This is a genomic window from Kaistia sp. UC242_56, assembly GCF_044452255.1.
GTDB lineage: Bacteria > Pseudomonadota > Alphaproteobacteria > Rhizobiales > Kaistiaceae > Kaistia > Kaistia defluvii_A.
On the sequence record NZ_JBIOAN010000002.1, the window covers coordinates 2203232 to 2217965 of the forward strand.

The following is a 14734-nucleotide window of genomic DNA, read 5'->3' on the forward strand; positions in this document are numbered from 1 at the left end:
GGGAATGAACGGCTTCGTCGAAAACTACCTCATCCCTGGCGCGATCATGGTCGGGCAGAGCCTGCTTGTGCTCGTGCTGCTGCTGGTGTTCATCGCCTATGTCCTGCTTGCCGACCGCAAGATCTGGGCGGCGGTGCAGATGCGTCGCGGCCCGAACGTCGTCGGCGCCTTCGGCCTGTTCCAGTCCTTCGCGGATCTGCTGAAGTTCGTCCTCAAGGAGCCGGTCATTCCGTCCGGCGCCAACAAGGGCATCTTCCTGCTCGCGCCGCTCGTCACGGTGACGCTGGCGCTCGCCGGCTGGGCGGTGATCCCGTTCAATTTCGGCTGGGTGATCGCCAACCTCAATGTGGGCGTGCTCTACCTGCTGGCGATCTCGTCGCTCGGCGTGTACGGCGTCATCATGGGCGGCTGGGCTTCGAACTCGAAGTACCCATTCCTGTCGTCGCTGCGCGCCGCCGCCCAGATGGTCTCCTATGAAGTCTCGATCGGCTTCGTGATCGTCACCGTGCTGCTCTGCGTCGGTTCGCTGAACCTCACAGACATCGTCATGTCGCAGCAGACCGGTCTCGGGACCAAGCTCGGCCTGCCGGGAAGCTTCCTGGACTGGTACTGGCTCGCTCTGCTGCCGATGTTCGTGATCTTCTTCATCTCGGCGCTGGCGGAGACCAACCGTCCCCCCTTCGATCTCGTCGAAGCGGAATCCGAGCTCGTCGCCGGCTTCATGTCGGAATATGGCTCGACCCCGTACATGATGTTCATGCTCGGCGAGTACGCATCGATCTGCCTGATGTGCGCCATGACGACCATCCTGTTCCTGGGAGGCTGGTTGCCGCCGGTGAACGTCGCGCCCTTCACCTGGGTGCCGGGCATCGTCTGGTTCGTGCTGAAGGGCTCCCTGGTCTTCTTCATGTTCTCGATGGTGAAGGCCTTCGTGCCGCGCTACCGCTACGACCAGCTGATGCGTCTGGGCTGGAAGGTATTCCTGCCGATCTCGCTGGGTATGGTCGTCGTGGTCGCCGTTGTTCTGCAGACCATGGGATGGGCACCGTGATGCGCCTCGACCAGACCGCCAAGTCGATCTTCCTGACGGAATTCGTGTCCGCCTTCTTCCTGGCGATGCGCTATTTCTTTGCGCCGAAGAAGACCGTGAACTATCCGTTCGAGAAGGGGGCGCTGAGCCCGCGCTTCCGCGGCGAGCATGCGCTGCGCCGCTATCCGAACGGTGAAGAGCGCTGCATCGCCTGCAAGCTGTGCGAGGCCATCTGCCCCGCCCAGGCGATCACGATCGAGGCCGGTCCGCGCCGCAATGACGGCACGCGCCGGACCACGCGCTACGACATCGACATGGTGAAGTGCATCTATTGCGGCTTCTGCCAGGAAGCATGCCCTGTCGACGCCATCGTCGAGGGACCGAATTTCGAGTTCGCGACGGAAACGCGCGAGGAGCTTTACTACGACAAGGAAAAGCTTCTCGCGAATGGCGACCGGTGGGAGCGCGAGATCGCGCAGAATATCAGCATGGACGCACCCTACCGCTAGGCGGGGTGTGGTTCCGACGCAATTTTGGAGGGATGCCGCGGCTTGCCGCGCTGTCCGAGGGCACGGATCATGATCCTGCATACCATTTTCTTTTATCTGTTTTCGGGCATCACCATCGCCTCGGCGCTGATGGTGATCTCGTCGCGTAATCCCGTGCACTCCGTGCTCTTCCTGATCCTCGCCTTTTTCAACGCGGCCGGCCTCTTCGTGATGCTGGGCGCGGAGTTCCTGGCGATGATGCTGGTGGTAGTCTATGTCGGCGCCGTCGCGGTGCTGTTCCTGTTCGTCGTCATGATGCTCGACGTGGACTTCACGGAACTGCGCCAGGGCTTCCTGCAGTATCTGCCGGTTGGCGGGCTGATCGGTGTCGTGTTGCTGGCCGAGCTGTTGATCGTGCTGAGCGGCTGGGCCTTCGCGCCCAATGTCGCCGGCAACCCGGTCCAGCCCATCCCGGACATGGCGCAGATTTCCAATACGGAAGCGATCGGGCGGCTGCTCTACACCCACTACATCTTCTTCTTCCAGATCGCCGGCTTCGTGCTGCTGGTGGCCATGATCGGCGCCATCGTGCTGACGTTGCGCCACAAGCCGCGGGTCAAGCGGCAGAACATCGCCGACCAGGTCGCGCGGACGCAGAAAGTCGAACTGCACTCCGTCGAGCCCGGCAAGGGCATCTGAGCGAGAGACGAGGAACACCCCATGGCAATTGGTCTCTCCCATTATCTGTCGGTCGCGGCGATCCTGTTCACGATCGGCGTGTTCGGCATCTTCCTGAACCGGAAGAACGTGATCGTCATCCTGATGTCGGTCGAGCTGATCCTGCTCGCCGTCAATCTCAACTTCGTGGCGTTCTCGTCCTTCCTGGGCGATCTCGTCGGGCAGGTCTTCGCGCTCCTGGTCTTGACCGTCGCGGCCGCTGAATCGGCCATCGGCCTTGCCATCCTCGTCGTCTACTTCCGCAACCGTGGCTCGATCGCGGTGGAAGACATCAACATGATGAAGGGCTGAGGCCTGCCATGTATTCAGCCATCGTCTTCCTCCCGCTCCTGGGCTTCTTTCTGGCGGGCATCATCGCGCTCCGTGGCAGCTATACCGCTGCCATGGTCGGCGCCCCCGCCGACGGGGTCGACACGCATCATGATCATGCGGCGCATGGGCACGATCATGACCATCACGGCCATGGCGACCATGGTCATGACGATCATGGCCATGATCACCATCACGCCGCCGCTCCGGGTTCGCGCCCGGCGGAGCTGATCACCACCGGCCTGCTGCTGGTCTCGGCGGTTCTCTCCTGGATCGCCTTCCTGACGATCGGTTCGCCGGAAGGCGAGGCGGTGCGGATCAAGGTGCTGCCCTGGGTGACCTCTGGCACGCTCTCCTTCGATTGGGCGCTGCGCGTCGACACGCTGACCGCGATGATGCTCGTCGTCGTCACCTCGGTCTCGTCGCTCGTGCACCTCTACTCGATCGGCTATATGAGCCATGACGAGCACCGGCCGCGCTTCTTCGCCTATCTGTCGCTCTTCACCTTCGCCATGCTGATGCTGGTGACGTCGGACAACCTGTTCCAGATGTTCTTCGGCTGGGAGGGCGTCGGTCTTGCCTCCTATCTGCTGATCGGCTTCTGGTTCAAGCGTCCGGCCGCCAACGCAGCCGCGATGAAGGCGTTCGTCGTCAACCGCGTCGGCGATTTCGGCTTCGCGCTCGGCATCTTCGCCATCTTCGTGATGTTCGGCTCGGTCGAGTTCGACACCATCTTCGCCAATACCGGCAGCGTCGCCGGCCAGACGATCCATTTCCTGTCCTGGGACTTTGATGCGCTGACGGCGATCTGCATCCTTCTTTTCATCGGTGCGATGGGCAAGTCGGCGCAGTTCCTGCTGCACACCTGGCTGCCGGACGCGATGGAAGGCCCGACGCCGGTCTCCGCGCTGATCCACGCCGCCACCATGGTGACCGCGGGCGTGTTCATGGTCGCCCGCATGTCGCCGCTGTTCGACCTGGCGCCGACGGCGCTGACGGTCGTGACCTTCTTTGGTGCGACGACGGCGTTCTTCGCCGCCACGGTCGGCCTGGTCCAGAACGACATCAAGCGCGTCATCGCCTACTCGACCTGTTCGCAGCTCGGTTACATGTTCGTCGCGCTCGGCGTCGGTGCGTATGGCGCTGGCGTGTTCCACCTGTTCACGCACGCTTTCTTCAAGGCGCTGCTGTTCCTCGGCGCCGGTTCGGTGATCCATGCCGTCTCGGGCCAGCAGGACATGCGCCATATGGGCGGCCTCAGGAAGAAGATCCCGCTAACCTACTGGACGATGATCATCGGTACGCTGGCGCTGACCGGCTTCCCGCTGACCGCCGGCTACTATTCGAAGGACGCGATCATCGAGAGTGCCTTCGTCGGTCACAACACCTTCTCCGGCTACGCCTTCGTCCTGACGGTGGCCGCCGCGCTGATGACCTCGTTCTACTCCTGGCGCCTGATCTTCATGACGTTCCACGGCAAGCCCCGCGCTTCGGCCGAGGTCATGAGCCATGTGCACGAGTCGCCGCCGGTCATGACCGTGCCGCTGCTGGTGCTGTCGATCGGCGCCCTGTTCGCCGGCATGGTCTTCGCCAACCAGTTCATCGGCGAGGGATATGCCGAGTTCTGGAAGGGTGCGCTGTTCACCAATCCGGACAACCACATCCTGCACGAGATGCACAGCGTTCCGTCGCTCGTGAAGTACTCGCCGTTCATCGCCATGGTGCTCGGCCTGGCGGTCGCCTACTGGTTCTACATCCGCTCGCCCGAGACGCCGAAGCGCCTCGCCGCCGAGCAGCCGGTGCTCTACCGGTTCCTGCTGAACAAGTGGTACTTCGACGAGATCTACGACTTCCTGTTCGTTCGACCGGCGAGGGCGCTCGGCCGCTTCCTGTGGAAGAAGGGCGACGGGATGGTGATCGACGGTCTGGGTCCGGATGGCATTTCGGCGCGCGTCGTCGACGTCACCAACCGGGTGATCCGGCTGCAGTCCGGCTACGTGTACCATTATGCCTTTGCCATGCTGATCGGCGTCGCTGCGCTGGTCACGTGGATGATGTTTGCGGGTTGAGGGGTTTTAGATGACTGACTGGCCGATCCTCTCGACCGTTACCTTCCTGCCAACGGTCGGCGCACTCCTGCTTCTGCTGATCCGCGGCGATGACGCCGCGGCGCGGCGCAACGTCTATTGGATCTCGCTCTGGACCACGATCGTCACCTTCCTGGTGTCGATCTTGATCTGGGTCGACTTCGACAATTCGAGCGCCGGCTTCCAGTTCGTCGAGCGCAGCGAATGGCTCGGCGGCAAGATCTCCTACTCGATGGGCGTCGACGGCATCTCGATGCTGTTCGTCATCCTGACGACCTTCCTGATGCCGGCCTGCATCGTGGCGTCCAAGTACTCCGTGAAGATCCGCTTCAAGGAGTACATGATCGCCTTCCTCGTGCTCGAAACGCTGATGATCGGCGTGTTCTGCGCGATGGACCTGTTCCTGTTCTACGTCTTCTTCGAAGCCGGCCTGATCCCGATGTTCCTGATCATCGGCGTCTGGGGTGGTCAGCGGCGCGTGTATGCGGCGTTCAAGTTCTTCCTCTACACGCTGCTCGGCTCGGTGCTGATGCTGCTCGCCATCATGGCGATGTACTGGCAGGCCGGCACGACGGACATCCCGACGCTGCTCGACCACCAGTTCCCGGCCTCGATGCAGACCTGGCTCTGGCTCGCTTTCTTCGCCTCCTTCGCGGTGAAGATGCCGATGTGGCCGGTGCACACCTGGTTGCCGGATGCGCACGTCGAGGCGCCGACGGCGGGCTCGGTCATCCTGGCCGGCGTCCTGCTGAAGATGGGCGGCTACGGCTTCCTGCGCTTCTCGCTGCCGATGTTCCCGATCGCCTCGGCCGATTTCGCGCCGTTGATCTACACGCTCTCCGTCATCGCCATCATCTACACCTCGCTGGTGGCGCTCGTTCAGACCGACATGAAGAAGCTGATCGCCTACTCGTCGGTCGCCCACATGGGCTACGTCACGATGGGCATCTTCACGATGAACGCCCAGGGCGTCGAAGGCGCGATCTTCCAGATGCTGTCGCACGGCATCGTGTCGGGCGCGCTCTTCCTCTGCGTCGGCGTCATCTACGACCGGATGCACACCCGCGAGATCGCGGCCTATGGCGGCCTCGTCAACCGGATGCCCTTCTACGCGACGGCCTTCCTCGTCTTCACCATGGCGAATGTCGGCCTGCCGGGTACCAGCGGCTTCGTCGGCGAGTTCATGGTCCTGATCGGCATCTTCCGCGCTAACACCTGGGTCGCAGCCTTCGCCACTTCCGGCGTCATCCTGTCGGCAAGCTACGGCCTGTGGCTCTACCGCAAGGTGATCATGGGTGCGCTGGACAAGGCGAACCTCAAGTCGATGTTCGACCTGTCGCGTCGCGAGATCGCCATTCTCGTTCCGCTGGTCGTGCTGACGATCTTCTTCGGCGTCTATCCGACGCCCGTCTTCAACGTGACGGGGCAGGCGGTCGACAAGCTGATCACCAACTATCAGGCCGCGCTCTCCGCTGCCGGCAAGCTCGCGCTGGCAGCGCAGTGAGGAACACGGACAGATCATGATGGACCTCGCTACGTTCCCCTCGCTCATGCCTTTCCTGCCGGAGCTGACGCTCGCGGTCGGTGCGCTCGTCCTTCTGATGATCGGCGCCTTCGGCGGCGAACGGACGACCTCGCTCGTCACCACGCTGGCGGTGCTGCTGGTTCTGGTCGCCGGTCTCGTGCTGGTCTTCAAGGCCGAGGACGGCGTCACTTTCAACGGCGCCTTCGTGCTCGATCCGTTCGCGCGCTTCATGAAGCTCCTGGCGCTCGCCGGTTCCGGCTTCGCCATCATCATGTCGACGAACTACACGAAGCGGGAGAAGATCGCCCGTTTCGAGTATCCGGTGCTGATCCTGCTCGCGACCCTCGGCATGATGCTGATGATCTCGGCCAACGACCTGATCGCGCTCTATCTCGGCCTCGAGTTGCAGTCGCTCGCGCTCTACGTCGTCGCCGCCAGCAACCGCGACTCCGTCCGTTCGACGGAAGCTGGCCTCAAGTACTTCGTGCTCGGCGCGCTCTCGTCCGGCATGCTGCTCTACGGCATTTCGCTGATCTACGGCTTCACCGGTCACACCCAGTTCCAGGGCGTCGCCACCGCGCTGAGCGCTGGCCCGGTCTCGGTCGGCGTTGTGTTCGGCCTGGTGTTCGTCATCGCCGGCCTTGCCTTCAAGGTCTCGGCCGTGCCGTTCCACATGTGGACGCCGGACGTCTATGAAGGTGCCCCGACCTCGGTGACGGCGTTCTTCGCCGCCGCGCCGAAGGCAGCCGCCATGGCGCTTCTCGTGCGCGTCCTGGTTGGCCCGCTTGGCCCGGCGCTCGCGGACTGGCAGCAGGTCATTACCTTCATCGCGATTGCCTCGATGATCCTCGGCGCCTTCGCCGCGATCGGCCAGCGCAACATCAAGCGACTGATGGCCTATTCGTCGATCGGCCATATGGGCTTCGCGCTTGTCGGCCTCGCCGCCGGCACCGAGGCGGGCGTGCAGGGCGTGCTGATCTACATGGCGATCTATGTCGCCATGACGCTCGGCGCCTTTGCGGTGATCCTGTTCATGCGCCGCCAGGGCACTATGGTCGAGGACACCAGCGATCTCGCCGGCCTGTCGCGCACCCATCCGGTCGTCGCTTTCATCTTCGCGATGATCCTGTTCTCGCTGGCGGGCATCCCGCCGCTGGCCGGCTTCTTCGCCAAGTTCTACGTCTTCCTCGCAGCCATCGAGGCGAACCTCTACGTGCTGTCGGTGATCGGCGTGCTGTCGAGCGTGGTCGGCGCCTTCTACTATCTCCGTCTCGTCAAGATCATGTATTTCGACGAACCGGCCGGCGCCTTCGAGCCGATGTCCGGCGAACTGCGCGTTGTTCTCGGTCTGTCGGGGCTGTTCGTCATCCTCTTCGTCTTCATCGCCGGCCCGCTGGGCACGGCGGCGAGCGTCGCAGCCAAGACCTTCTTCTGATTTGATGGAGTTCAAGCTCGGCCGGGCCTCCGCAGAAAGCGCCTACCGTCTCAAGTTCTTCGAGACGACGGGTTCGACAAATGCCGAGGGCCTGGCGGCCGCGCGCGCCGGGGATCCCGGCCGTTGCTGGTTCGTGACGGCACAGCAGACGGCGGGCAGGGGGCGTCGTGGACGCCCATGGGCCATGCCCGCGGGCAACCTCGCCGCCAGTCTCCTGGTCGTCGTCCCCAATCAGCCTGCCACCGCCGCGACGCTTGGCTTCGTGGCCGGGCTGGCGCTCGACGAGGCGCTGCGTTCGGTGGCGCCCGGTCTGGCGTTCCGGATCGGGTTGGACGGCATTGAGGGACACGGGCCGGCCGGCAGCCGCGATCGCCTGCGGCTCAAATGGCCGAACGACGTCCTGCTCGACGGCGCCAAACTGGCCGGCATCCTACTGGAAGCAGAGCCGCTTCCGGATGACCGCCTCGCGGTTGTGATCGGAATCGGTGTAAATGTCGTCGCGGCCCCTGAGGGCTTGCCGTATCCTGCGACGGCGCTTGCCGAACTGGGTGTCGGGATCGATGCGTTTCGCTTGTTCGAAGCGCTTTCCGATGCCTGGGCGAGCGTTGCACGCGTCTGGAATGAAGGTCGCGGTTTCAAGTCGGTAAGACGGCTATGGCTCGATCGTGCTGCCGGTCTCGGCGAGACGGTCGCCGTGCGGGTTGGCGAACAGGTATTCTCTGGAGTTTTCGAGACGATCGACGAGGAAGGCCGCCTTGTCATTCGTTCTCCCGAGGGTTTGGTTAGGACGATCGCCGCCGGCGAAGTCCATTTCGGTACAGTGGCGACGTCGAGGCAATGAGCGCAAAAACAGCAGCTACGGACGACTTCGTCTTTCTTCCCCTGGGTGGCGTCGGCGAGATCGGTATGAATCTCGCCCTTTACGGCTACGGCCCTTCCAATCGGCGGCGCTGGATCGGCATCGATTTCGGCATCAGCTTCGGCGGACCGGACCTACCGGGCGTCGATATCGTGCTGCCCGATATCCGCTACATGGTGGAAGAGCGCGACTTCATCGACGCCATCATCATCACCCATGCGCATGAAGACCATTTTGGCGCGCTGCTGGATCTGTGGCCACGCCTGCGCGTGCCCGTCTATGCGAGCCCCTTCACCGCCGGGTTGCTCAACGCCAAGCGGGCGGCCCAGCCCGGTGCTCCCGAAATCCCGATCACCATCGTCCATCCGGGCGACCGGATCACGATCGGCGACTTCGAGGTCGAGTTCATCGCGGTCGCGCACTCGATCCTGGAGCCGATGGCGCTGGCGATCCGCACGCCACTCGGCACGGTGGTCCATACCGGCGACTGGAAGCTGGATCCCGCGCCGGTGCTCGGCCCGGTAACGGACGGTGCGCGATTCGCTGCCATTGGCGACGAGGGCGTTCTGGCGCTCGTCTGCGATTCGACCAACGCGATGCGTGATGGCCGCAGCCCGAGCGAGACCGAAGTCGGCCTGTCGCTGACCGAGATCGTCAAGGAAGCGACGGGGCGCGTTGCCTTCACCACCTTCGCGTCGAATGTCGGCCGCATCAAGTCGATCGCTCTGGCCGCCCAGGCCGCGGACCGCCAGGTCGTGGTGGTCGGCCGTGCGCTGCGCCGCGCCATCGAGGTCGCGACCGAGCTTGGCTACATGGAAGGTCTGCCGGCCTTCCTCGATGAAGAATCCTACGGCTACCTGCCGCGTTCCAAGGTCGTCGCGATCCTGACCGGCAGCCAGGGCGAGCCGCGCGCGGCGCTGGCCCGGATCGCCGAGGACGAGCACAAGTTCGTCGGCCTCTCGCCGGGCGACACGGTTGTCTTTTCGGCGCGTCCGATCCCCGGCAACGAGAAGGCGATCGGCAACATCATCAACGCGCTCTGCGACCAGGGCATCGTGGTGATCACCGACCGTGACCGGCTCGTGCATGTGTCGGGCCATCCGCGTCGCGACGAACTCGCCGAAATGTACGGCTGGGTTCGGCCTGAGATCGCGATTCCCGTCCATGGCGAGGCCATGCATCTCTGGGCGCACGCGGCCTTTGCCCGCGACATGGGCGTCAAGCAGGTGGTGCTGACCGAGAACGGCAATATCGTTCGCTTGGCGCCGGGTCCCGCTGAAGAGATCGACGACGTTCCGGTCGGCCGCCTCTACAAGGACGGCATGATCATCTCGGACGAGGACGGCGTCGGCGTCCCGGAGCGGCGCAAGCTCGGCTTTGCCGGCCATGTCGCCATCTCCGTGGTGCTCGATTCCAAGGGCGGCGTCGCCGTCGATCCGGAAATCGCGCTGACCGGCCTGCCGATCCAGGGCGTCTCCGGCCACCCGTTCGAGGAGACGGTCATGACGGCGGTTCTCGGCACGATCGAGAGCATCCCGCGCGCGCGTCGCCGCGACGCCGAACTGGTCCGCGAGGCGATTCGCCGCTCGGTGCGGGCCTCGGTCCGGCAGGCTTGGGGCAAAAAGCCACTTTGCACTGTGTTCGTCGCGATCGTATGACGCCTGTGCGGACGCAACGTCCGCGAAGGAGCAGGGCATGATCGGCCGACTGAACCATGTCGCGATCGCGGTGTCGGATCTCGATGCCGCGGTGCGAACCTATCGCGATACGCTGGGCGCGCGGGTTTCCGCGCCGCTGCGGCTTCCCGAGCATGGCGTCGTGACGGTCTTCGTCGAATTGCCGAACACCAAGATCGAGCTGTTGGCGCCGCTGGGCGAGGATTCGCCGATCGCGAAATTCCTGGACCGCAATCCGGATGGCGGCATTCATCACCTTTGCTACGAGGTGGATGACATCCTGGCCGCGCGCGATCGGCTGAAGGCGGATGGCGCCCGAGTGCTGGGAGATGGCGAGCCGAAGATTGGCGCGCATGGCAAGCCGGTGTTGTTCCTGCATCCCAAGGACTTTTGCGGAACGCTGGTCGAACTCGAGGAGGCCTGAACACCATGCCGATCTACAGCATTTTCGCCGTTTATTTCATCGTCTGGTGGCTGGTGATCTTCATGGTCCTGCCCTTCGGCGTCCGCACCCATGACGAGCAGGGCGATGTGCTGCTGGGAACCACCGAGAGCGCTCCGGCCAATCTTCGTCTGGTTCGCAAGATGATCATCACCTCGGTCATCAGCGCGATCATCGTCTACGGCATCTGGTACGGCTATGTGAAGATGGGCTGGACCGCGGAAGTCCTCAGCCACATCTCGTTCTGATCCGGAAAAGAACAGCGCCGATTCCAGGCAATAAAAAAGGCAAGATCCGCGAGGATCTTGCCTTGAATAGTTCGCGTTCAACCCCTCAGCCGAGCTTTTCGCTCGATTGGCTTTGATCGAGCTCGTTATGGCGAGCTCGGCGGCAGCTGCTTTTCAGCGCGCCAGAGGGGGCTTCCTCCCAAGACTTAGACCGCGTGCCTTTGTTTGGAGCCACGCTTTATTGCGTGTTCCTTTATTATGACCCGACGTTATCCAATGCCCACGCGCTTGTCATCTAATTGTGCAAGGGCAGCCCATATTTTTTGCGTCAGTATGACTGACCTTAGTGGAGACGACGCGCGAAGGGAGCATTTGCGCGTCGGAATTTGCTTTGGACGGGTTCTGGCAACTCTGCACAAGGCTTGATCAATGCCGCGACAAAGGCGCTGATTTCCGGGACTTGTGTTTTCGTCCGCGTATGGCTTGATGTGCGCCCATTCGACTCGCTGGAGCCCTTTTCTGATGCGCCTTTCCCGCTCATTCCTGCCGACTCTCCGCGAGACGCCGAAGGAAGCCGAGATCGTTTCCCACCGTCTGATGCTTCGTGCCGGCCTCATCCGCCAGCAGAGCGCAGGCATCTATTCCTGGTTGCCGCTCGGCCAGAAGGTCTTGAGCAACATCCAGCGCATCGTCCGCGAAGAACAGAACCGCGCCGGCGCCGTCGAGATCCTGATGCCGACCCTGCAGTCCGCCGATCTCTGGCGCGAGAGCGGTCGCTATGATGACTACGGCAAGGAGATGCTGCGGATCCAGGACCGGCAGGAGCGCGAGATGCTCTACGGCCCGACCAACGAGGAAATGGTCACCGACATTTTCCGCAGTTACGTGCGCTCCTATAAGGAGCTGCCGATGAACCTCTACCATATCCAGTGGAAGTTCCGGGACGAGCTGCGTCCCCGCTTCGGCGTGATGCGCGGCCGCGAATTCTTGATGAAGGACGCTTACTCGTTCGACGTCGACGAGGCCGCGGCGCGCCGCGCCTATAACCGCATGTTCGTCGCCTACCTGCGCACCTTCGACCGGCTTGGCGTCAAGGCGATCCCGATGCGCGCTGATTCGGGCCCGATCGGCGGCGACGCAACTCATGAGTTCATCGTGCTGGCCTCGACCGGCGAGAGCGCGGTGTTCCTGGACAAGGCGGCGCTCGACACGCCGGTGCCCGGCGACGACGTAGACTTCTATGGCGATCTGACGCCGATCGTCTCGGCCTGGACCGAGAAGTACGCCGCTACCGAAGAGATGCACGACAAGGCCGTCTTCGAGGCCTTGCCGGAAGAGAACCGGGTCGAGGCGCGCGGCATCGAAGTGGGGCAGGTCTTCTATTTCGGCACCAAATACTCCGAGCCGATGGGCGCCACGGTCACCGGACCGGACGGCGTGGATCGTCCGGTGCACATGGGCTCCTACGGGATCGGCGTGTCGCGGCTGGTGGCGGCCATCATCGAGGCGAGCCATGACGAGGCGGGCATCATCTGGCCGGAGAGCATCGCTCCCTACAAGGTCGCCCTGATCAATCTGAAGGTCGGCGACGCGGCGACGGACCTGGCCTGCGACGGCCTCTATGAGCGCCTTACGAATGCCGGAATCGAAGTCCTTTACGATGATGTCGAGGGCCGCGCCGGGGCGAAGTTTGCGACCATGGATCTGATCGGCGTGCCGTGGCAGCTGATCGTCGGTCCGAAGGGACTTGAGCGTGGCGAAGTCGAGATCAAGCGACGGGCGACGGGCGAACGCGAATCCGTTAGCCTGGATGCGGCAGTGGCCAAACTTCTGGGCAGCTCTTAACGCGCGGCGCGCCGCGATCGGGACAGGAATGGCTGAGCCGACCGGCACGAAACCGTTTTCCACCTTCGAATGGATGCTGGCGTTGCGCTACCTGCGCGCACGCCGGCGTGAGACGTTCATCTCGATCATCGCGGGCTTTTCCTTCATCGGCATCATGCTCGGCGTCGCGACGCTGATCATCGTCATGTCGGTGATGAATGGCTTTCGCGGCGAGTTGATCGACAAAATCCTCGGCATCAACGGCCACATCGTCGTGCAGCCGCTGGAGACGCCGTTCACGGATTTCGCCGACGTCGCCAGCCGCATCACCATGGTGAAGGGCGTGACGGCGGCGATTCCCTTGGTCGAGGGCCAGGTGCTGGCGTCGGGCGCCAACAACTCGACAGGCGCGCTCGTTCGCGGCGTGCGGTCCGAGGACCTGCCGAACCTGCCCAGCATTTCCAAGAACGTGAAGCTCGGCACGCTCGACAATTTCGACGAAGCTGAGGGCGTGGCCATCGGCACGCGGCTCGCGACCAATATGGGCCTCACCATCGGCGACAAGCTCACGCTGGTCTCGCCGCGCGGCAACGTCACGCCGATGGGCATGACGCCGCGCATCAAGGCCTATCCGGTCGTGGCGATCTTCGAGATCGGCATGTCGGAATATGATTCGTCCTTCGTCTTCATGCCCTTCGCCGAGGCGCAGGCCTTCTTCAATTCGGACGATAAGGCGTCGGCAATCGAGATCTACCTCTCTGACGCGGAACAGACGGGCGCGTTGCGCGAGCCGATCGAGACCGCCGCCGGCCGGCCCGTGCTGCTGACCGATTGGCGCCAGCGAAACATGACCTTCTTCTCGGCGCTCGAGGTCGAGCGCAACATGATGTTCATGATCCTGACGCTGATCGTGCTCGTGGCGGCGCTGAACATCATCTCGGGCCTCACCATGCTGGTGAAGGACAAAAGTCACGACATCGCCATCCTCCGCACCATGGGCGCGACGCGGGGCTCGATCCTGCGCGTGTTCTTCATCACGGGCGCCGCGATCGGAACCGTCGGCACCGCCTTCGGCGTGCTGCTCGGCACCGTGGTCTGCCTGAACATCGAATCGATCCGCCAGTTCGTGTCCTGGCTGACGCGCACCGAGGTGTTCTCGCCGGAACTCTATTTCCTGTCGAAGCTGCCGGCGGACATGAACCCCGGCGAAACGCTCTCGATCGTCATCATGGCGCTCGTGCTGAGCTACCTCGCGACGCTGTATCCGGCGTGGCGCGCGGCTCGGCTCGATCCGGTCGAGGCCCTGCGATACGAATGAGCAACGCCTTGACCGACGAACGGCAGAAGCCGAAATCCGGCGCCGAGCGGGCGCCCGCGCTCCGCCTTCTGGGCGTCGAGCGCCATTACAAGGAAGGCTCGGGCAAGCTCTCGATCCTGACCGGCGCCAACCTCGCCATCTATCCCGGCGAGATCGTCGCCCTCGTCGCGCCCTCGGGCGCCGGCAAGTCGACCGTCCTGCACATGGCGGGCCTGCTGGAGCGTCCGGATGGCGGCGACGTCGAGATCGGCGGGCGGCTTGCCGGTTCGCTGGGCGATGCCGAACGCACCGCGATCCGCCGGCTGGAAATCGGCTTCGTCTATCAGTTCCACCACCTGCTGCCGGAATTCACGGCGCTTGAGAACGTGATGATGCCGCAGCTCATCCGCGGCCTCAACCGCAAGGAGGCCGCCCGCCGCGCTGCCGAACTGCTTGCCTACATGAAGCTGGAGGCGCGCGTGACGCACCGTCCGTCCGAGCTGTCCGGCGGCGAGCAGCAGCGCGTGGCGATCGCCCGGGCCGTGGCCAACGCGCCGCGCCTGCTTCTGGCCGACGAACCCACCGGCAATCTCGATCCGGAGACGTCGCACTACGTCTTCGAGGCGCTGGAGGCTCTGGTTCGCGCCTCCGGCCTGGCGGCGCTTTTCGTGACGCACAACATGGAACTGGCGGAGCGGATGGATCGGCGCATCACCCTTCAGGCGGGCAAGATCGTCGAATTCTGAGCCGCATCGCGTTTGTGCGCGGCGCGGCGGGTTTCTAGGACATCCATCCTA

General features: G+C 63.6%; 14 protein-coding genes. All 14 read left to right on the top strand.

Features of this window, described 5'->3' with window-relative positions:
* The first annotated feature begins 4 nt into the window (after positions 1-4).
* Entirely contained in the window at positions 5-1051 is a 1047-nt protein-coding gene (gene nuoH / locus ACHMWQ_RS13105) for an NADH-quinone oxidoreductase subunit NuoH (protein ID WP_354548627.1), read from the top strand.
* Positions 1051-1539, top strand: coding sequence for an NADH-quinone oxidoreductase subunit NuoI (gene nuoI, locus ACHMWQ_RS13110; protein ID WP_266332368.1), 489 nt, complete (start codon positions 1051-1053; stop codon positions 1537-1539). The genes nuoH and nuoI overlap by 1 nt, the downstream gene beginning before the upstream one ends.
* Before the next feature lie 69 nt (positions 1540-1608).
* Positions 1609-2217, top strand: a complete 609-nt coding sequence (locus ACHMWQ_RS13115) for an NADH-quinone oxidoreductase subunit J (RefSeq protein ID WP_354548628.1) — start codon at positions 1609-1611, stop codon at positions 2215-2217.
* A gap of 21 nt (positions 2218-2238) precedes the next feature.
* Entirely contained in the window at positions 2239-2547 is a 309-nt protein-coding gene (gene nuoK, locus ACHMWQ_RS13120; protein WP_266331896.1) for an NADH-quinone oxidoreductase subunit NuoK, read from the top strand.
* Positions 2548-2555: 8 nt separating this feature from the next.
* Complete coding sequence (gene nuoL, locus ACHMWQ_RS13125; protein ID WP_396307795.1) at positions 2556-4634, top strand: NADH-quinone oxidoreductase subunit L; 2079 nt, start codon at positions 2556-2558, stop codon at positions 4632-4634.
* Between the two features lie 10 nt (positions 4635-4644).
* Positions 4645-6156 (top strand): NADH-quinone oxidoreductase subunit M, encoded by a 1512-nt coding sequence (locus ACHMWQ_RS13130; RefSeq protein ID WP_396307796.1) that lies wholly within the window; start codon positions 4645-4647, stop codon positions 6154-6156.
* A gap of 16 nt (positions 6157-6172) precedes the next feature.
* Positions 6173-7612 (top strand): NADH-quinone oxidoreductase subunit NuoN, encoded by a 1440-nt coding sequence (gene nuoN / locus ACHMWQ_RS13135; RefSeq protein WP_396307797.1) that lies wholly within the window; start codon positions 6173-6175, stop codon positions 7610-7612.
* 4 nt (positions 7613-7616) lie between these two features.
* Positions 7617-8453: a biotin--[acetyl-CoA-carboxylase] ligase gene (locus ACHMWQ_RS13140; RefSeq protein ID WP_354551550.1), complete on the top strand. Its 837-nt coding sequence runs from the start codon at positions 7617-7619 to the stop codon at positions 8451-8453.
* Positions 8450-10129, top strand: coding sequence for a ribonuclease J (locus ACHMWQ_RS13145; protein ID WP_396307798.1), 1680 nt, complete (start codon positions 8450-8452; stop codon positions 10127-10129). The genes ACHMWQ_RS13140 and ACHMWQ_RS13145 overlap by 4 nt, the downstream gene beginning before the upstream one ends.
* Positions 10130-10166: 37 nt before the next feature.
* Positions 10167-10571, top strand: a complete 405-nt coding sequence (gene mce / locus ACHMWQ_RS13150; protein WP_396307799.1) for a methylmalonyl-CoA epimerase — start codon at positions 10167-10169, stop codon at positions 10569-10571.
* A gap of 5 nt (positions 10572-10576) precedes the next feature.
* Positions 10577-10837: a DUF1467 family protein gene (locus tag ACHMWQ_RS13155; protein WP_396307800.1), complete on the top strand. Its 261-nt coding sequence runs from the start codon at positions 10577-10579 to the stop codon at positions 10835-10837.
* 501 nt (positions 10838-11338) lie between these two features.
* Positions 11339-12661: a proline--tRNA ligase gene (gene proS, locus ACHMWQ_RS13160; protein WP_396307801.1), complete on the top strand. Its 1323-nt coding sequence runs from the start codon at positions 11339-11341 to the stop codon at positions 12659-12661.
* Positions 12662-12689: 28 nt separating this feature from the next.
* Positions 12690-13958 carry a lipoprotein-releasing ABC transporter permease subunit gene (locus tag ACHMWQ_RS13165; protein ID WP_396307802.1) on the top strand — a complete coding sequence of 423 codons (1269 nt, stop codon included), beginning with the start codon at positions 12690-12692 and terminating at the stop codon, positions 13956-13958.
* Complete coding sequence (locus ACHMWQ_RS13170; protein WP_354548642.1) at positions 13955-14683, top strand: ABC transporter ATP-binding protein; 729 nt, start codon at positions 13955-13957, stop codon at positions 14681-14683. The genes ACHMWQ_RS13165 and ACHMWQ_RS13170 overlap by 4 nt, the downstream gene beginning before the upstream one ends.
* The last annotated feature ends 51 nt before the right edge of the window (positions 14684-14734 follow it).

Bases quoted from the DNA above. Each gene is read 5' to 3' on its own strand.
- nuoH (WP_354548627.1), top strand. From the start codon at position 5: ATGAACGGCTTCGTCGAAAACTACCTCATCCCTGGCGCGATCATGGTC.
- nuoI (WP_266332368.1), top strand. From the start codon at position 1,051: ATGCGCCTCGACCAGACCGCCAAGTCGATCTTCCTGACGGAATTCGTG.
- ACHMWQ_RS13115 (WP_354548628.1), top strand. From the start codon at position 1,609: ATGATCCTGCATACCATTTTCTTTTATCTGTTTTCGGGCATCACCATC.
- nuoK (WP_266331896.1), top strand. From the start codon at position 2,239: ATGGCAATTGGTCTCTCCCATTATCTGTCGGTCGCGGCGATCCTGTTC.
- nuoL (WP_396307795.1), top strand. From the start codon at position 2,556: ATGTATTCAGCCATCGTCTTCCTCCCGCTCCTGGGCTTCTTTCTGGCG.
- ACHMWQ_RS13130 (WP_396307796.1), top strand. From the start codon at position 4,645: ATGACTGACTGGCCGATCCTCTCGACCGTTACCTTCCTGCCAACGGTC.
- nuoN (WP_396307797.1), top strand. From the start codon at position 6,173: ATGATGGACCTCGCTACGTTCCCCTCGCTCATGCCTTTCCTGCCGGAG.
- ACHMWQ_RS13140 (WP_354551550.1), top strand. From the start codon at position 7,617: ATGGAGTTCAAGCTCGGCCGGGCCTCCGCAGAAAGCGCCTACCGTCTC.
- ACHMWQ_RS13145 (WP_396307798.1), top strand. From the start codon at position 8,450: ATGAGCGCAAAAACAGCAGCTACGGACGACTTCGTCTTTCTTCCCCTG.
- mce (WP_396307799.1), top strand. From the start codon at position 10,167: ATGATCGGCCGACTGAACCATGTCGCGATCGCGGTGTCGGATCTCGAT.
- ACHMWQ_RS13155 (WP_396307800.1), top strand. From the start codon at position 10,577: ATGCCGATCTACAGCATTTTCGCCGTTTATTTCATCGTCTGGTGGCTG.
- proS (WP_396307801.1), top strand. From the start codon at position 11,339: ATGCGCCTTTCCCGCTCATTCCTGCCGACTCTCCGCGAGACGCCGAAG.
- ACHMWQ_RS13165 (WP_396307802.1), top strand. From the start codon at position 12,690: ATGGCTGAGCCGACCGGCACGAAACCGTTTTCCACCTTCGAATGGATG.
- ACHMWQ_RS13170 (WP_354548642.1), top strand. From the start codon at position 13,955: ATGAGCAACGCCTTGACCGACGAACGGCAGAAGCCGAAATCCGGCGCC.